The sequence below is a fragment of the Streptomyces sp. SAS_281 genome (assembly GCF_052542855.1).
Map to the genome: position 1 here is coordinate 21,481 of NZ_JBMNDO010000075.1, position 17,437 is coordinate 38,917.

The window sequence follows — 17,437 nt, forward strand, 5'->3', positions numbered from 1 at the left end:
CTATACGGCGGAGAGAGTGGTCCACTTCTGGGCATGGGTGCCGTTGCAGTCGAAGAGCTGCAACTGGGTGCCGTCAGCCGTGGAGGAGCCGGGGTCGTCCAGGCATCGGCCGGACTGCGGGTTCCGGTAGCCGCCGTTGTACGGCTGCCAGACCTGCGCGCCGGTCCCGTTGCAGTCGTACAGCTGGATCTTCGTCCCGTTGGCCGTGCCTCCGGCCGCGGCGTCCATGCACTTGCCGAAGACCCGCAGGGTGCCGTCGGTGTGCAGAGTCCACCACTGGGCCTCGGATCCGTCGCAGCCCCACAACTGCACGGGGTTCCCGTTCGCGGTGGAACTGAAGGCGTCGTCCAGGCACTTGCCGGCGATCCCCGAGTGCACGACGCCACCGGTCGGCACGGGCGGGGTAAGCCAGCCGGCCGCGTCGGCGGCCTGGATGCCCCGGTTGAACGCTGCGGCCATCTTCGCGTAGCCGCTGTCGTTCGGGTGCAGGGCGTCGGAGAGGTCGGCGGTCGTCAGGGCGCTCATGTCGACGAACGCCACGTGCTTGCTCGCGTTCTGCTCGGCCTGGACGATTCCGGGGATGGCCTGATTGAACGCCGGCCGGTTGGGTTCCTCGACGGAGTTGGCGGAGATGATCACCGAGCCTACGAGCACGGTGGCGTCCGGTGCGGCGGCGGTGATCCGGTCGATCAGTGCGTGCAGCCGGTCGGGAGCCGTCGGTACTTGGTAGTTCTGGTTGAGGTCGTTGGTGCCGATCTCCAGGGTCACCACGTTGGGCCGGTACCGGGCCAGTATGCCGTCGGTGATGCCGGTGATCTGATCGATCCGCCACCCGGAGTGGCCCTCGTTGTCGGGGTCGGCCATGGTGCCGTTGCGGCCGCTTCCGACGAAGTCCACCGCGTGACCCTCGCCGGTCAGTTCGGTGCCGAGCGCTGCCCGGTAGCTGTTGCCGGTGCTGCTCCCCTCGCCCCAGGTGATCGAATCACCGAGCGGCAGGACGCGCAGCGCCGTGGGGGACGTCGCCGCTGGATGTGCCGTCGCGTTGTCCGCCACGGCGGGGGCGGCGCCGAGACACAGGACGGCCGCCGACAGGACCGTACACAGGAGGTATCTCTTCATTTTCGTTCCCCATCTCTCGCAAGTCGGTCAGTGGGCACGTGCGCGATGCGATGTGGCCTTTGGCTCTAGGGCAGGGTCCATTGCTGCGCTTTGGTGGAGTTGCAGTCGAAGATCTGCAGTTGGGTGCCGTCGACGGTGCTGGAGTCGGGGATGTCGAGGCAGCGGCCGGACTGCGGATTGACCAGTGCCCTGGTGCCGGAGTTGTACGTCCACCGCTGGCTGCCGGTGCCGTCACAACCCCACAACTGCACCAGGGTGTTGTTGCCGGTGCCGCCGAAGGTGACGTCCACGCACTTGCCTAGGATCCGCAGGGTGCCGTCGTCGGCCACCGTGACCTGCTGGGCGGCGGAGTTGTTGCAGGTCCAGGACTGGATGTGCGAGCCGTCGTCCGTCGAGGCGGCGTTGTCGTCCAGGCACTTGCCGGCGATGCCGGAGGTGACCGGGCCGGTGCGGGTGGCCGGCGGGCCCGGCGGCCTGGCGCCGCTGTCGCCCTTGTAGGACGGCGGAGCGGAGGAGGCCGTGGTGGCCCAGTTGGTGTTGGCGGTGGTACCCAGATGGAGGTTCAGCGTGCCGCCGCCGGTGGCGAAGTCCGGCGGCAGGTAGGCGTTGTTCCAGTTGGCGCCGTTGAGCGTGGCGCTCTGTATGTACGGGGCGTTGTCGGCGGCCTGGGGCGCGTTGACCACCATGTGACGGCCGTTGCCCAGGGTGACGTCGACGGTGGTGAACAGTGGACTGCCCAGCGCCAGGTCGGAGGTGCCGGGGGTCTCGGGATAGAAACCCATCGCCGACCAGACGTACCAGGCGCTCATCGTGCCGAGGTCGTCGTTGCCGACCCCCCAGTTCGCCGGGTCGTTCGGCCACAGTCGGTCCTGGACCTGGCGGACGATCCTCTGCGTCTTCCAGGGCTGTCCGACGTAGTCGTACTGCCAGGGCAGTTCGATGGACGGCTCGTTGCCGAGGTCGGCGTGCGAGCCGCCGGAGCCGTTGAAGGAGGACAGCACGTTGTCCAGGTAGGTCACGTACGTGGCGTTGCCGCCCATCGCGTCGGCAAGTCCCCGGACGTTGTGCGGCACCGCGCCGGTGTACTGCCAGGACGTGCCCTCGACGAACTGGTCGCTGCTGGTCGGGTCGAAGCCCCCTCTCCAGGAACCGTTCGCCAGCTTGGGCTGCATGAATCCGCTATCGCGGTTGAACACGTTCTTCCAGTCCTGCGCGCGGTTGGCGAACTGGGACTGCGTGGTGGTGTCGCCCAGCGCGCCCGCGAACGCCGAGGTCGCGAAGTCCTGCGCGCTGTACTCCAGCAGGGTGGCGACCGAGCCGTAGAAGTCCTTCGGGTAGGTACCGTCGGACGGCAGGTAGCCGTATGTGGTCTGAAGGTCCAGGCCCATCCGGATTGGATTCCGGGTGGTGCCCTCCTTGACCATGTCCGCCTTGGCCGTCGCGGTGTCGAAGCCACGGGCGCCGAAGGCGTAGTAGTCCGCGATGATCGCCGGGCCCGGATCGCCGTTCATCACCTGTGTCTCGGCGGAGTTCAGCGACCACTTCGGGAAGAACCCGGCCTGTGCGTAGTCGTTGACGAGCGACTGGGCGCTGTCGCCGGCCTGCTGGGGTGCGACCAGCGCTTCCAATTGGGCCTGGGTGCGGTAGATGTCCCAGCCGGAGTACGTACCATACTGGGCCTTCTGACTGCCCGAAACGGTGTGTACCTGGTGGTCGAAGCCCCAGTAGCGGCCGTCGCTGTCGCTGAGCAGGTTCGGGTGGAGCAGCGAGTGGTACAGCGAGGTGTAGAACACCTTCTGCTGGTCCGGGGTGCCGCCGCTGATCGCGATCTTGTCCAGCACGTTGTTCCACGCGTTGTGCGCGGCGGTGCGGGTGCCGTTGAAGTCCCAACCGCCGTTCTCATCGATCCGGTTGGCGGTGGCGCCCGCTATCGACACGTACGACAAGCCGACCTTGGCCTGCACCGTGCGGTTGCGCGTGGTGTCGAAGGTGACCGAATTGCCGCCGTTGAAGGAACCGTTGGACGTCATCGGCTGATCGAAGACCATGTCGAAGTAGGCGGTGTACGAGGGTGCCGACGCGCAGAACAGACCGGCGTCCACCGAGCCGCTGACCTCGGTGCTGCTGACCTTGTTGAAGTGCAAATTGGTGGCCTTGTCCGCGCTGAGCTTGAACAGCAGGTTGGCCTGGGTGGTGGCGGGAAAGGTGAAGCGCGCCATGCCGGAACGGGGGGTGGCGGTCAGCTCGGTGTTGACTCCGTTGCTGAGGCTGACCGAGTACGCGCCCGCGCCGGCCGTCTCGTTGCTGTGGCTGAAACCGACGGTCGCGTTGCCGTCGATCCCGCCGGTCGTCGGCAGGACGGGGATGTCGCCCATCGCCCCGCAGCCCGGGCCGGAGATGTGGTTGAGACTGAAGCCGGTGACAACGTTGTCAGAGTAGGCGTAGTTACCTCCGGGCGGACGCGAAGGAGTGTCGGGACTCCAGGAGACCATCCCGAACGGGGTGTCGGCGCCCGGAAAGGTATTGCCCCCATTCGAGGTGCCGAGCAACGGATTGACCAGCGACGCGGGGTCGGTCACCGCAGCCGGCGCCGCGGCGTGCGCGGCGGGACCGGGCGCGGCGAGCCCCAGGACCAACAGGCAGGTCGCGAGAGGAGTGCACCATCGTTTCACTTTTGCGGCTCCAAGAACGAACAGCTCGACTGTCGATATGGGCCAATCACCGAGCACAGGGGAGAGCGCTCTCCCATGAAAGCTAGCCAGCCGTAGGCGTGGCGTCAATCCTTACGAGGTTGTGAGCGAAGTCGCAGCGGGAACGGAGACGGTCGGCTGATCGTCGTACAGGGCATGCCTTCCGTTCTCATCCTTGGTTTCGACCCTCACGCAGTGCCTGGTATGGACGGGGACGCCGTGCGCGCGGTCCTGGACAAGGAACTGGCCCGTTTCGGAGAACATGCCATCGACGCTTCTATGGGGCTGATTGCGCCGGACGAATCAGCCGAGTCCACAGTCATCGCAGCACTGTCTGAACGAGACTGGGACGTCGTCGTCATCGGGGGCGGGATACGTAAACCGGAGCCAGCTCTGACGTTCTTCGAGCAGGTCGTGAACCTGGTCAGGCACCATGCACCAGGTGCCGCGATCGCGTTCAACACCAGCGGCGGCGACAGCGTCGAGGCCGCCAAGCGGTGGCTGTGAAACCCAACCCTTGGAACCGCCTTCGGAGCCGCGAACACTGAACCCTCGTGACAGCAGGCCAAGGCTGTCACCGGACGTGACCTAATGGTGGCCGCACGGGTTCCTCGTGTGTGACGACGAAGGAATGGGCCCGCGCGGCCTTGCCCCATCCTGCCTTCACGGGCATCTCCCGTGCGCATCTCGGCGGATTGATCGAGGAGTTGGCCACTCCGTGGACCGCTCGCTGTGAGTCCGAGCCGCACGAACGGGGGGGCGGTAGGCGCAAGCAGCAATCGGGCGCCGGACCAAGCCACGAGTTGGTCTTCACCGACCGGGTGCTGGTCACGCTCGTCCATCTGCGTCACCAGTTGCCGCACGCCGCTCTCGCGGAGCTCTATGGGCTGGAGCGGTCCACCATCACCCGGGCGATCGGGGAGATCCGACCGCTCCTGGCCGACCGCGGCTTCGCCGTCCCCGAGCGGCCCGGTGTACGGCTGCGGACCCTGGCCAGTGTGCTCGCCTACGCCGAGGCAGAGGCCGTGAAGTTGCGGATCGACGGTACCGAGACCCAGGTCAGACGCCCCAGGGCCCACTGGCCCGGTCGTTGTGCGTTCGTGTCCGGCAAGAAGAAGCAGAACACGTGCAAGACCACCACGATCAGCGACGGCCAGGGCCGCACCCTGTGGTCCGGCGCCGACCGGCCCGGAAGAATGCACGACCTGACGGCCGTCCGCAGGAGGGGATCGCCGAGCAGTTCCGCCTCCATCCGGACGTGAAAGCTGAGGTTGACGAGGGCTACCGAGGATTGGCCAACGAGTTCCCCGACCAGGTCAGTGCTCCGCCGAAGAAGCCGAAGGGAGACGCGCCACTCGGCGAGCAGTACGCCTGGCGCGAGCATCGGCGCCGCCAGTCCTCCGCGAGGATCTGCGTCGAGCACGCTAACGCCGAGCACAAGCAGTGGCGTCCCCTCCAACGCTTCCTCGGACGCCGCGAGCACTACGCCGCACCCCACCGCGCCATCGCCGGCTTGGTCTCCGACCGCGCCGCCCAGCGAGCCACCCGCCACAAACCAAGCACCGAACTCGTACCCGTCAGCACGACGACCCACTGATCACCCATCAGACGAACACAGGCCGACACGCCCCCGACCGATTCGCTCACGTCCTCGTAACCGACAGCACCGAGCACGGCACCGGCGAGGGCAAGCTGTATCTGTGCGCGGAGCGGCGCCGGCCGCGCCGGCCGCCGCCGAGGAACTGGCGGTCGCCGTTCCCAGGCGGCCACGAGCACCTGTGCCGCGGTGAGCCGCGAGCGCCCCAATGCCTCGGTGCCCGTGTGCGCCACCGAGACTGGTCACTGCAGCTTGCCTGCCCGGGGCGGCCCGGGTCAGGAACGCCGGGGGCGCCGTGGGCGGCGAGCCGGTCCAGGTTCTTCGGTGTGCGCAGCCACGTCGCCGGGTCGGTCGTGCGGCCCTCCAGGTACTCCTCGGGCCTCCCTTCTGCAGGTGGTCTGGACGGTGGCGGCCCGCTCCCGGCCCCACGGCCGCCCGGTGCGCGCGGCTGGCGAAGACCTCGCAGGGAGCTCGGCGGCCGCCGTCGCGCAGCGGCCCGGAGGCGCTGTGACGGCTTTGGGGACGCTTCAGCGAGTGCTGACGCCAGAGGGGCTGGGCTCGGGCGCGGCGATATCCGCGTGTGGGCTCAGTTCCACGTCCAGGGCGTGGCCGATGAGGCCGAACAGCTCGTGGACGAGCCGGTCGAAAGCGACGGTCGTGAGGAGTCCGGCTGGTGGGCGGGTGTCCTCGTCGGGGCCGGGGGTCTTGGGTCGTGCGCGGTATTCGTTGTTGGCGCGCTGGTGTGCCTGGTAGGTCTGCACAAGCTCGTGCAGACGTGCGGGCGACGGCATCGGTGTGCGGGGTGGGACGGGTTTGCCCTGGAAGACGGCGCCGTTGGCTGCCCGTTGGTGGGCGGCCTGGGCGGCGGGTGATGCGTCTGCGCGCTGCTGGAGGCCGGGGACGAACCGCTCGGCGGCTGGGAAGACCCCAAGGCCGAGCCTGTCTGGCGTCAGCACTCGCTGAAGCGTCCCGATAGCCGTCACAACGCCTCCGGGCAGCTTCGGTAATCACCACGGCAGGCCGATACACGGCGCGCTCTTCGCCAGCCGCGCGCACCGGGCGGCCGTGGTGCTGCCTCTGCAGGCCCGGTACCTGCACCGTCGGTGCGGGAAGCCCATGGGGGGGGGTGAACCGATGGCATGTCAGGAAGCACTGTGGCCCCGGTGGGGTCACCCCGCGCTCCTTCGTGGTGTCGGTGCTTCCTTGCGGGCCCGGTCGAGTTGGTTGTGTTCGGAGCGGGCGGTGGCGAGCAGGGTCCGCCAGGAGGTGACCAGGGGGCGCCGCCGCAGCAGGCCGCGGCGTTCGCGTTCCATCATGCCGCCCCAGACGCCGTGCTCGATCCGGTGGTCCAGGGCGTAGGCCAGGCACTCGGTGCGTACCGGGCAGCCGGTGCACAGGGCCCTGGCCCGGTTCTGGGCGGCACCGTCCACGAAGAGCAGGTCCGGCTCGGCAGTGCGGCAGACCGCGTCCTTGCGCCAGGTTTCCTCATCGTCGCCGTTCACCCCACTCGCCGCCCTCTCTCCGGCCCGGCCCGCCGCTTCCTGTGTTCTTGCAGGTGGGCGCGTGCGTGAAAGGTATGGCATACGCCGATGGCAAAGGAGAGTGCCGACGTGAGGCCATTCCTTCGAGTGAACCGGCCTTGACAAGTTCAGTGCCGAACCGGTCGAGGCGGCGTTTCATGCCGGCAGCGGCGAGGGCGGCCGCCAGACGGGTATACGACATGCTCGTCGAGTGCCAGGATCGGTCGTATGACGACTCATGAATACCGTCAGGCAGGTGGGCCGGTGCCGGTCCTGGCCCCGGACGGAGACGTCGACAGCGAGTCCCTGCCCGCGCTGCAGGCTCAGGCAGACATCGCGCTAGCCGAGCACGGCACGGTCATACTCGACGCCCACCGCATCGACTTCGCCGACTCCTCCTTCCTGCACCTGGTCCTCGCCCTCCACGACCAGGGTGACCTCAGAATCGCCGACCCCTCCTTCGCCGTCCGACACCTCCTGCAGCTCGTCGGCGCCGACACCCTCCTCAACCTCTACCCCACCATCCACGCAGCACAAGCAGCCACCCACACCAGCCACAACTGACCCGCACCTGTGCGGGCCGCAGCACCCACCCGGCACGGCAAGGGACTGCTCTCCTGGCCGGATACTCCGGTGCAGGCCAACTGGTGTGACGCGGTCATCTAGGGTGGCGGAAGGACAGGAAGGACCAAGCGGTGACGACTGTGGTGCTGCGCTCGACCGACCTGACGCTGAGGCCGTGGCAGCCGGGTGACGCCGGCGCACTGGCGGCGTTGGCCGATGACGAGGAAGTGCGTCGCTGGACGTCGCACCGCGTGGCGGGGCTGCAGGACGCGGTGCGCTGGATCGCGATCCAGGAGGCGGGCTGGAAGTCCGGAGTGCGGCTCAGCTTCGCCATCCTCATGACGGGGCGGGTCGTGGGGCACATCGTTCTCAAACAGTGCGGCGGCGAGGCGCACGGTGAGGTCGGCTACTGGACGGGTGCCTCGGCACGGGGCCTCGGCGTTGCTTCCAGGGCCGTGGAACTGTTGACGACCTGGGCCTTCCACACCAGGACGGAAGCGGGACTCAACCGTCTGGAACTGATGCACAACGCCGGCAACCCCGCTTCCTGCCGAGTCGCGCAAAAGGCGGGCTACACCCTTGAGAGCGTCCTGCCGCCCCGTGCCCCGCACGAGGCCGAAGGACATCTCCACGCGCGCGAACGCGGGGCCGTTCATCTGTCTTGACCAGCCGTGTCAGCAGCCAGCAAGCATGTCTCCGGGCGGCCGGCACGTTCGGCGACCTCGTGGCGGCAATCGGGCCTCTCCGGTGCCTCGCCGGACTGGTCAAGCCGAGTCATCGGGGCGACATGTGAAGACCTGGTCCAGGCGCCCGCCGCTTGAACGTGCTGGCGCGCAGCAAGGAGGGCTGTGTGATGCCAGTGGAGTCGCAGAACTTCACACGTCGACCACCAGGCGCTGCCCTGGGGAAAGAAAAAGAGCCTCGGTCCTAAGGCTCAGGGCGGCGGACCTTACGTAGTCGAGCTCGCCAACCACGTGCAGTGCGGGGCCGGCAGGGGTTTCGTCCGACGTGATTGCAAGCGGGCTCATACAGGATGATTCGTTGGCGACCGGGTGTGGACCTGCCCGGCCCCAGGGGCCGAAATGCCTGGTCTTCCGGGGTCTGTGGTCTCAGGTGCGCCGCGGGTGCAGGAACCAGCGGCCCGGCCCGGGCTCTGCCACCGTCTCGTCCTGCTCCAGGTCGTGCGGCTCGCAGCGGTGACGGAGTATCTGGGCCAGCAGCAGTTTCCGAGGACAACGCCGTGTCCCTGCTCCGTGAGGCCCCGCGCCAGCATCACGAGGGTGACGACGAGCGGGAAGGAAATCGCCGGCGGGGAAAACGGGGGGCCGCCACCCAGGTGATGCCGGGATGACGTCCTCGGCGGTGAAGGGCCACGCCTTCTCGTTACGCTCCGGCCTTGATCCGCTCGACGCGCTCCGGGGTGAGCAAGTCCAGCAGGAGCCCCAGCCGCTCGAGCCCGTGCCACGCGAATTTCGCAATGTTGCTGTCTGCGATCCCGCTGGTCGGGGTGGTCAGATGCGCCAGGAGCGGATGCGCGCGGCTACCTGGTAGACGTCGCATTTGCCGTCGCGGATGTCGCGAACGAGATCGACCATGGCGCCGTACGGGGGGTCGATGCCTTCACCGGATGCGTGCATGTACGCGGCGGTGACCTGGGAGGCGTAGAGGCTGTTGCGGTGCGGCAGGGGCTGGAGGCGGATGAGGGTGTGCAGGAGGGCGGCGGCGCGCCAGGCGGGGTCGGGGTCGGCGGTGGCGGGGCGGGGGATCTTGGTTTTGTGGCGGGCGACGGCTGCGACGAGGGCGGAGTAGTCGGCGACGCTGACGTCTTCGGGGACGGCTTGTTCCTGGACGTCCAGGAGCCAGGGGACGTCGATGTGCAGGATCATCAGGCGGCGTTCGCTCCGCGTTCCTGCGTGGGCGGAATTTCGTCGGGGAACGCGTCGTCGAACTCGTCGCGGTGTGTCTCTCCCCACGAGGCGGCGTAGCGGACGAACTGGCGGCGTTGGCGCTCGCGCAGGGGCAGGTCGTGGACGTACTGCTTGAGGGACTTGCCTTCGGTGGCCGCGGCGGCGCGGACCTCTTCCAGCTCCTCGTCGGTGAAAGTGACATTCAAGGACGGCATAACACCGATGGTACCTAGTTGGTACCTGCGGGGCAACGGATGCGGCGCGCGGAGGCCGCAGAATTGCACATAGCCATCAGAAATCGCCCACTCGGGGCGGACACGTCCCCTACCGGCTCGACGACCACAATCGAAGGCGCATAACTGAGCTGCCCACGGCAGCGTGTGACCTCGCTTGGGCGTGCGACCGGCTCGATGCCTAGGCCGGAAACCGGCTCATCCTCGTCAACGACGGCCATCCCGTCGGCTCCGGCCTTGCCATGGCTCAGTCACAGGGGTAGCCGTCGGGGCGCCCCGCAGCGGTTTCTACCCCGCGGGTAGGCGATGAGCCGCTGGGGCACCGGCGGTCGGCGTCTGCTGGGGGCTGCGTCGACCACCGTTCTCATGAGCTTGCCCGCTCGCATTACTGGGGGGCGGGGTCAGTTGATGGACAGAGTCCTCTGTGCCGTCATAGTGCGGGAGTCGCGTGCGGTGGCGAGGGTGTAGAGGCCGGGCACGAGCTTCCAGGTTCCGGAGTTCCATACGGTCAGGTCGTCGGCCGGGATGGTGAAGGTGATGCGCTGGCTGGCGGCGGGGGCGAGGGTGATTTTGCGGAAGTCGACGAGCCTGCGTCGCTCGGCGGCCGCCGCGGCCGGCAGTGTGGCGTAGACCTGCACGGTCTGAGTGCCCTGACGTTTGCCCTTGTTGGTAACGGTCACGGACAGGGTGAGGGTTTTGGTGGTCGGGTTGTAGGCCGCCTCGACGGAGCCGTGGGCGAAGGTGGTGTACGACAGGCCGTGGCCGAAGGGGAACAGCGGCTGCTGCTCATTGATGTCGTAGTAGCGGTACCCGATCGCGGTTCCCTCGTCGTAGGAAACGGTGCCGTCCTTGCCCGGGTAGGTCTCGGTCGTGGTGCCCGGTCCCTGGGAGGGGGTGGCGGGGAAGGTGATGGGCAGGCGGCCGGAGGGGTCGCTGTCGCCGAAGAGGACGGCTGCAAGTGCTGTACCCATGCCCTGGCCTCCGTACCAGGCTTGGATGACAGCTTCCACGTCGTCGAGCCAGGGCATGGCGACAGGGCCGTCGGTGTTCAGGACGACGACCGTGCGTGAATTGGCCGCAGCGACCTCGGTGATGAGCTGGTTCTGGTCGGCGGGAAGAGCGAGCTGCTCATGGTCCATGGCTTCGCCGGCTATGCGGTTGACGAAGACGACCGCGGCATCGGCGGCCCCGGCGGCTTTCACGGCGGCCGGGATGAGAGAGACGGGCTGCCAGCCGAGGGTGAGGCCGCAGGTTCCGGGATCGGCGGTGGCGTTGCTGTAGGTCAGTTCGATGGGCACGGGCCGGCCGGCAGTCAGCTCGATGGCGCCTTGGATCGGGTAGTCGTAGGTGCCGAGAAAGAAGCGCCTGGTGCCCCGAGTCCCTGAGACGACGGTGGTGCCGTTGACCTTGAGCGTTGCGGTTCCCGCGGGCAGGAGCGAGAAGCGGTGCAGGCCCGAGTGGGCCGGCATGAGGCTGCCCGACCAGGTTGCGGACCAGACCTCTGGGAGCGTGCCGACCGGGGGGGTGGTGAAGTCGACGACGCTGTCGGTGCGGGTAGCGACCGGCGTCCCCGTCGGCGCGGGAGTCGCGTAATAGCAGCCGGTCAGGCCGGGGGCGCCGGCTGGGGTGCTCAGCGCGGTGGCGGGGACAGGGGTGAGTGGGATGTCGCCGACGGTTCCCTGGGAGTGGGTGACCGTGATGCCGCTGCCGGCGCGGGTCTTGATGGCCTGTAGGGGGGTGGTCCAGTCACCGGGATCGACGTAGGTGGAGCCGGCGACGCCGGTGAGGGCGTCGCTTCCCGCGGGGCCGATGACGGCGAGGGATGTGAGTGAGGCGGGCAGCGGCAGGGTCGTTGACCGGTTGGTGAGCAGGACGGTTGCTGCGAGAGCGGCTTCCTGTGCGAGGTTCTTGTGTGCGGTGGTGCTGACGTTCTGGGTCGGGGTGGGAAGCGGGTTGTCGACGAGGCCGTTGGCGAACATGGTGAGCAGAATGCGACGGGCGGCGTCGTCGAGGCGTGCTGTGGGTACGGCGCCGCCGGTGAGTGCGCCCGGGGCCAGCTTGACTCCGCCGGGGCCGAGGCCCGCGAGGTCCATACCTGCCTTGGCGGCGGCGACTTGGTCGTCGCCGGCCCAGAAGTCGGGGACGGTGTATCCCTGAAGTCCGAGGCGCTTTTTCACGTCGTCGAAGAGGGCGGGGCTCTGGGTGGCGAAGGTGCCGTTGATCTTCGGGTAGGCCATCATGACGGAGGTGGTGGGTGCGGCGGCGATGACCCGTCGGAATGGTGCCTCGTAGATCTCGTGCTTAGCGCGTTCGGGGACGAGGGTGTTGATGGAGAAGCGGTTGGCTTCCTGGGTGTAGGCGGCGAAGTGCTTGACGGTGGCGGTGACCTGGCGGCTCTGGATGCCGGTGGTGAGGGCGGTGCCGAGGCGGCCGGCGAGAAGGGGGTCTTCTCCGAGGCTTTCGGCCTGGCGGCCGAAGTGCCAGGTGCGGGCGAGGTCAACGGTGGGGCCGAGAAGGGTGTTGTAGCCCTTGGCTCGTCCTTCGGCTCCGATGGCGGCGCCGATGCGCCGGGCGAGGTCTTCGTCGAAGGTGGCGGACTGTGCGAGGGGGACAGGGAAGGCGGTCACGTTCTCCTCGCCGCGCAGTCCGGCGGAGGCGTCGACCATGGTCAGTGCGGGGATTCCGAGACGCGCGACAGCCGCGAAGTCGCAGCGGATCAGCGCCTCCTTCTCAGCGGCTGTCATGCGGGCGAGCAACTCGTCGACTCGTGCGAGCGTGCGGGGGTCTGTCGCACCTACGGCTTGGCGGGCGTTGGCCGGGGCGATGCTGACAGCAACAGCTGCGGCTATGGCGGAGGACAGGAAGGTTCGTCGGTTCACAGCGGCTCTCCGAACGGTGGGGCGGCGGGTGATGCCCGCCGGAGTCAGATGCTGAGCATCCGAGGCGAGCACTCGGACCTCAATTCCGTGAGCTTTTCCGTCTGGGGGATTTAGATACCTGCGGCGTCCGCCCAGGACTTTTCAGACGATGCCCAGTGAAGCACATTGCATGGAATTGGAAGTTATGACTTCGCATTACTCTGGTCAACCCCTGCGGCTCGCCGGTCGGGATCCAGCCCTCTCGTGGCCGCTCCACCGATGATCGATCGGGCCTGGTGAGAGCACCGCGTTCGTGAGACTCGGGGGTTGCCCCGGAGCTTGCATACGGGATTCCGATGACCGTCATCCATCGCATGGATAGCACCGAACGCGCTTTTTTAAGCCTGCGGATGCCCGGCACGTTTCGCTTCGAATTCGTGCCAGGTCCACAGAGTGGCATTCTGATATTTCAGGGTTATATTCGGCTACCGTTCGCCGTGCTGAGGATGTGCGTTCCGGCGTCGACAGTCACCGGACTGGTGCCGGGCAGGTCGGCGACGGCGGTGCAGTTCGGAGGCACGGTGATGTGTGCTTCTATGCCGTTGGGGCCGCTTTTCCAGAACAGGGCGGCTGTTCCGTGGGGGGTCTCGTAGCGGGTTCGCGCCCAGGTGATGCCGCCTCCGGGACGGGGCCGGAAGGTGAGGGCGGTGGCGCCCGGGGCTGTGACTTCGATGCCTCCGACGACTCGGTGGAGCCAGTCGGCTACGGCGCCGAGGGCGTAGTGATTGAACGAGGTCATGCCGCCGGGGTTGAGAGTTCCGTCGGGACGCAGGCTGTCCCACCGTTCCCAGATGGTCGTGGCTCCCATGGTGAGGGGGTAGAGCCATGAGGGACAGTCCGTCTGCAGCAGCAGGCGGTACGCGGTGTCCAGGTGCCCCGTGTCGGTGAGGGCGTCGCAGATGAGGGGGGTGCCGACGAAGCCTGTGGCGATGCGCGCTTCGTCCTGGTGGACGAGTTGGGCGAGGCGGTCGCCGGCGGCCCGGCGCTGGGAAGGGTCGAGGAGGTCGAACGCGATGGCGAGGCAGTAGGCCGTGGGACTGTCGCTGACCATGCGGCCGTCCTTGTGCACGTAGCGCGCCTGGAACGCTGCAGTGATCTCTTCGGCGAGGGTGCTGTAGCGGATGGCGTCGCTGCTGTGGCCGAGTTCGCGCGCGGCGTGGCTGAGGTGCCGGGCGGAGTGAGCGAAGTAGGCGGTGGCGACGAGGTAGCGGTCGGTGCGGCCGGCTGCGGGGTCGTCGGGTGGAGCAGCGGGGTCGAGCCAATCGCCGAGTTGGAAGCCCGTGTCCCACAGGCGGTCCGGTCCGGCGAGCCTTTCGACGAGGTCGACCCACGCCCGGGCCATGGGGTAGTGGCGGCCAAGAAGTTCCAGGTCTCCGAATCGGTGGTAGAGGACCCAGGGGGTGAGTGTGGCGACGTCTCCCCAGGCGGCGCCCGGCTGGATGGGCGTCCACATGGGTTCCCCAGGGATGACGGGGACGTACCAGGGGATGGTGCCGTCGGGGAGCTGTTCGAGACCGACGTCGGTGAGCCAGGAGTCGAGCATGCCGGCGCAGTCGTAGAGGAAGCCGGCGGTGGGGGCGAAGACCTGAAGGTCTCCGGTCCAGCCGAGGCGTTCGTCCCGCTGCGGGCAGTCGGTGGGGATGTCGACGAAGTTGCCTCGCATGCTCCACAGAACGTTCTCGTGGAGGCGGTTGACCATCGGGTTGCTGCACTCGAACCAGCCCGTGCGGCGCATGTCCGTGTGGTAGACGCGCGCAGTCACGGCGTGGGGGTCGAGTTGTCCGGGCCAGCCACTTATTTCGGCGTATCGGAAGCCGTGGAGGGTGAAGCGCGGCTCCCAGGTGTAGGGGCCGTTGCCGGGCAGCACCAGCGTGTCCGTGGAGTGCGCGTCGCGTAGCGGGCGAGTGGCGAGTTCTCCGTTCTGGAGGACTTCGGCGTGCCGGAGGGTGAGGGTGGTGCCGGCCGGTCCGTCGGCCGTGACGCGCAGGCGGCCGACAAGGTTCTGGCCGAAGTCGAGCAGGTGACGGCCGTCGGGGGTGCGGGTGATGGATACCGGGGTGATCTCCTCGGTGCACCGGACGGGCGGGCCTTCGGGAGCGACGAGAGTGTCTGTCTTTCTGCTTCCCGTGCGCACAGGCGTCCAGCCGTCCTGAGGGGCGGCGGGGGTAGCCCAGTGCGGATTGTCGAGGCGGGCGTCGAAGTTCTCGCCCTCGTACAGTCCGCTGCTGAGGATCGGGCCGACGGATGCTTTCCAGGTGGCGTCGGTCGCGATCACGGTGGCGGTGCCGTCCGTGTAGGTGATCTCGAGCTGGGCGATGAGGGACTGGTCGGTGCCGTAGATGTTGCGGGTACCGCCGTCGAATCCGTACTTGCCGCGGTACCAGCCGTCTGCCAGCCAGGCACCGATGGTGTTGGCTCCGGGGACGAGCAGTGAGGTGACGTCGTGAGTGCGATAGCGCAGGCGACGGTGGTAGACGGTCCAGCCGGGGGCCAGGGCTTCGTCTCCGACCCGGTGTCCGTTGAGTTCGGCTTCGTACAAGCCGTGGGCTGTGATGTAGAGCCGTGCGTGTGCGATCGGCTTTGCGTCGGTCAGGAAGTCACGGCGGACGCGGGCCGGCCGGCGTTCGGCAGCCGGGTCCTCTTCCCAGCCCGCGCCGACCGGGACAGCGGTCCAGTCGTCGGGGTCGAGGAGACCTGTCTCGACGGCGCGGGGCTCACTCCACGGCGAGGGCTCCCTGTGGGCCGTGGGCCACGTCCGTACGCGGACGGAGGCCCGCTCCCGAGAAGTGAGCGGCTCGCCCGGCCATGGGACGAAGGCGTGGTCGGGGCCGGTGAGTCGGCCTGTTCGACATGTAAGTCCGTTGCGACGGATTTCGAGCTCGTACGCCTGCTGATTGCCGCCCTCGGGAGCGGGGGTCCAGGAGAGGCGGGGGGTGCCGGTTCCGATTCCCAGGCCGTCGGCGAGGTGCTCGAAACGCACGGGAGAGGGCTGAAGGGGGTGCATGGGGGGCCTTTCATGTGCTCGGGGCGTGTGCGCGGGCGTTTCAGCCCTTGACCGCTCCGGAGGTGAGGCCCTTCATGACCTTCTGGTTGAGGAAGAGGTAGATCACGAGTGTGCCGAAGACGTTGATGCAGATGGCGGCGAAGAGCGGGCCGTACTGGGTGGCACCGAATTCGCCGGTGAAGTTGAGGAGACCGACCTGGATGGTGCGCAGGTCCTGGCTGTTGGTGAAGGTCAGAGCGATGAGCAGGTCGTTCCAGATGAAGAAGAACTGCACCAGGCCGACCGTCAGGAGCGCGTTGCGGACCACGGGCACGCTGATCGTCCAGAAGGCGCGCAGGATGCCGGCGCCGTCAATGGTGGCCGCCTCGAAGAGCTCGCGCGGAACGGTTCTGTAGTAGGTGGCCATCATGAAGACGGTCAGGGGCAGACCGGTTCCGGTGTAGGTGAGGACGAGCGGCCACAGGGTGCCCGAGAGACCGGTTTGGAAGTAGACGGTGAACAGGGGCAGCAGGATCATCTGCGGCGGGACCATCATGCCGGCGAGAAAGACCAGGAGGGTCAGGCTGCGGCCCTTCCAGACCATGATCTGCAGCGCAAAGCCAGCTGCGGTGCCGAGGAGCAGGATGAGAAGCAGGGCGGGTACGACGGCCAGGAGGCTGTTCTTGATGTAGAGGCCGATGTTCCCGGTGGTCCAGGCTTCTGTGTAGTTGCCCCACTCCCAGGTGGTGGGGAGGCTCCAGGTGGAATTGTTGAGGTAGTCGCTGTTGGACTTCAGCGAGGTCAGGAACATCCAGAGCAGCGGGTAGATCTCGATGATCAGCAGGAGTGTCACTGCGAGGCGGATCCACAGGCGGCTGCCTGCCCTGCGCCCGGGGAGCACACGTGTTCCGGTACGCCGGTGTCCGGCCCTGGTGGTCTTCAGCGGGGTGTCGACGGTCATGTTGTTCAGACCTCCGTGATGTCGCGTCGCGAGACGCGGTAGACCGCCAGGCTCACGAGAAGGCAGACCACGGTGAGGAGCAGCGCGATGGTGCTGCCGTAGCCGTAGTCGCTGTAGGTGAACGATGTCTGGAACATGTAGAGGGTCAGCGGGGTGGTGCCGCTGCCGGGGCCGCCGTTGGTGAGGGCGACGACGGAGTCGAAGACCTTGAGGGTGCCGTTGATGCTGAATATGAGTGAGGACATGAGGACGGGCAGGGACAGCGGCAGGACGATGTGGCGGATGAGGCGGAGGCCGGAGGCGCCGTCGAGGCGAGCTGATTCGAGGACCTCGTCCGGGATGTCGACGAGACCGGCGAAGAGGAGCACGGCGTAGAAGCCCATGGAGCGCCAGATGTCCATGATGATCAGGACCCAGAAGGCACTTCCGGCGCTGCCGAAGAAGTCGATGGAGTCGATTCCCACGGCGTTGAGCAGCGAGTTGACCGGGCCAGTCTGGGGGGCGACCTGGAAGAACTTCTGGAACAGCAGGCCGACGGCGACGGTGGGCAGTACGACGGGGAAGAAGGCCAGGGTCCGGATGAGCGCGGAGGCTTTCTTGAGGAAGAAGACGTACAGAAGCGCGAGGAGGTAGCCGGCGATGATTTGGCCGGCGGTGACGACGACCGCGTACTTCAGCGTGAACCACAGGGCGTCGTGGACAGCTTGGTCGGAGAGGAGCCGGGTGAAGTTGGCCAGACCGTTGCCGGTGAAGCCGTCGATGGAGTTGCCCTTGGTGAAGGAGTACCCGAGCGACCACGCCATCGGGACGAGCATGATGAGTGTGTAGACGAGCAGTGCGGGACCGAGCAGGATCATGATCGCCCTGCGATCACCGAGTACGCGGTGCATGAGTGGTGTCCACTTCGTTTCTGGTGGAGGGCCGGCCAGTAGTGGGGGGGGGGAG

General features: G+C 67.6%; 13 protein-coding genes and 1 pseudogene. 4 read left to right on the plus strand and 10 right to left on the minus strand.

Annotated elements, in window-relative coordinates:
- The gene (locus ACN6LM_RS25240; protein WP_445067670.1) at positions 1 to 1,119 is read right to left on the minus strand and encodes a ricin-type beta-trefoil lectin domain protein; all 1,119 of its coding nucleotides are present in this window, start codon (positions 1,117 to 1,119) and stop codon (positions 1 to 3) included.
- 65 nt (positions 1,120 to 1,184) lie between these two features.
- On the minus strand, positions 1,185 to 3,791 hold the full coding sequence (locus ACN6LM_RS25245; RefSeq protein ID WP_445067671.1) for a lectin: 2,607 nt from the start codon (positions 3,789 to 3,791) through the stop codon (positions 1,185 to 1,187).
- Positions 3,792 to 3,965: 174 nt separating this feature from the next.
- On the opposite strand from ACN6LM_RS25245, the gene ACN6LM_RS25250 reads away from it, so the two are divergent.
- A complete protein-coding gene (locus ACN6LM_RS25250; RefSeq protein WP_445067672.1) occupies positions 3,966 to 4,316 on the plus strand; it encodes a hypothetical protein in 351 nt (116 codons plus the stop codon).
- A 110-nt stretch (positions 4,317 to 4,426) separates the two neighbouring features.
- Positions 4,427 to 5,406: pseudogene (locus ACN6LM_RS25255) on the plus strand (transposase).
- Between the two features lie 527 nt (positions 5,407 to 5,933).
- Here the strand turns inward: ACN6LM_RS25255 and ACN6LM_RS25260 are convergent.
- Entirely contained in the window at positions 5,934 to 6,362 is a 429-nt protein-coding gene (locus tag ACN6LM_RS25260) for a hypothetical protein (RefSeq protein ID WP_445067673.1), read from the minus strand.
- Positions 6,363 to 6,575: 213 nt separating this feature from the next.
- Positions 6,576 to 6,908 carry a WhiB family transcriptional regulator gene (locus ACN6LM_RS25265; RefSeq protein WP_445067674.1) on the minus strand — a complete coding sequence of 111 codons (333 nt, stop codon included), beginning with the start codon at positions 6,906 to 6,908 and terminating at the stop codon, positions 6,576 to 6,578.
- Between the two features lie 246 nt (positions 6,909 to 7,154).
- Between ACN6LM_RS25265 and ACN6LM_RS25270 the strand changes: the two genes are divergently transcribed.
- Both ACN6LM_RS25270 and ACN6LM_RS25275 read left to right on the plus strand, forming a co-directional pair.
- Positions 7,155 to 7,490, plus strand: coding sequence for an STAS domain-containing protein (locus tag ACN6LM_RS25270; RefSeq protein WP_445067675.1), 336 nt, complete (start codon positions 7,155 to 7,157; stop codon positions 7,488 to 7,490).
- Positions 7,491 to 7,621: 131 nt separating this feature from the next.
- A complete protein-coding gene (locus ACN6LM_RS25275) occupies positions 7,622 to 8,155 on the plus strand; it encodes a GNAT family N-acetyltransferase (protein WP_445067676.1) in 534 nt (177 codons plus the stop codon).
- A gap of 846 nt (positions 8,156 to 9,001) precedes the next feature.
- Here ACN6LM_RS25275 and ACN6LM_RS25280 read toward each other — a convergent pair.
- The 6 genes from ACN6LM_RS25280 to ACN6LM_RS25305 all read right to left on the minus strand — a co-directional run.
- On the minus strand, positions 9,002 to 9,376 hold the full coding sequence (locus ACN6LM_RS25280) for a toxin Doc (RefSeq protein WP_445067677.1): 375 nt from the start codon (positions 9,374 to 9,376) through the stop codon (positions 9,002 to 9,004).
- Complete coding sequence (locus ACN6LM_RS25285) at positions 9,376 to 9,612, minus strand: hypothetical protein (RefSeq protein WP_445067678.1); 237 nt, start codon at positions 9,610 to 9,612, stop codon at positions 9,376 to 9,378. Before ACN6LM_RS25285 ends, ACN6LM_RS25280 begins: the two co-directional genes overlap by 1 nt.
- 419 nt (positions 9,613 to 10,031) lie before the next feature.
- Positions 10,032 to 12,374, minus strand: a complete 2,343-nt coding sequence (locus tag ACN6LM_RS25290) for a glycoside hydrolase family 3 protein (protein WP_445067679.1) — start codon at positions 12,372 to 12,374, stop codon at positions 10,032 to 10,034.
- A 589-nt stretch (positions 12,375 to 12,963) separates the two neighbouring features.
- Positions 12,964 to 15,552, minus strand: a complete 2,589-nt coding sequence (locus ACN6LM_RS25295) for a family 78 glycoside hydrolase catalytic domain (protein WP_445067680.1) — start codon at positions 15,550 to 15,552, stop codon at positions 12,964 to 12,966.
- A 40-nt stretch (positions 15,553 to 15,592) separates the two neighbouring features.
- Positions 15,593 to 16,492: a carbohydrate ABC transporter permease gene (locus ACN6LM_RS25300; protein ID WP_445067681.1), complete on the minus strand. Its 900-nt coding sequence runs from the start codon at positions 16,490 to 16,492 to the stop codon at positions 15,593 to 15,595.
- A gap of 5 nt (positions 16,493 to 16,497) precedes the next feature.
- Positions 16,498 to 17,437 (minus strand): carbohydrate ABC transporter permease (locus tag ACN6LM_RS25305; RefSeq protein WP_445067682.1); only part of this gene is annotated, 940 nt, incomplete at its 5' end.

What these genes read in the sequence shown, in the direction of transcription:
- ACN6LM_RS25240 (WP_445067670.1), bottom strand. Translation starts at nt 1,119, where the DNA reads ATGAAGAGATACCTCCTGTGTACGGTCCTGTCGGCGGCCGTCCTGTGT.
- ACN6LM_RS25250 (WP_445067672.1), top strand. Translation starts at nt 3,966, where the DNA reads ATGCCTTCCGTTCTCATCCTTGGTTTCGACCCTCACGCAGTGCCTGGT.
- ACN6LM_RS25270 (WP_445067675.1), top strand. Translation starts at nt 7,155, where the DNA reads ATGACGACTCATGAATACCGTCAGGCAGGTGGGCCGGTGCCGGTCCTG.
- ACN6LM_RS25280 (WP_445067677.1), bottom strand. Translation starts at nt 9,376, where the DNA reads ATGATCCTGCACATCGACGTCCCCTGGCTCCTGGACGTCCAGGAACAA.
- ACN6LM_RS25285 (WP_445067678.1), bottom strand. Translation starts at nt 9,612, where the DNA reads ATGCCGTCCTTGAATGTCACTTTCACCGACGAGGAGCTGGAAGAGGTC.
- ACN6LM_RS25290 (WP_445067679.1), bottom strand. Translation starts at nt 12,374, where the DNA reads ATGACAGCCGCTGAGAAGGAGGCGCTGATCCGCTGCGACTTCGCGGCT.
- ACN6LM_RS25295 (WP_445067680.1), bottom strand. Translation starts at nt 15,552, where the DNA reads ATGCACCCCCTTCAGCCCTCTCCCGTGCGTTTCGAGCACCTCGCCGAC.
- ACN6LM_RS25300 (WP_445067681.1), bottom strand. Translation starts at nt 16,492, where the DNA reads ATGACCGTCGACACCCCGCTGAAGACCACCAGGGCCGGACACCGGCGT.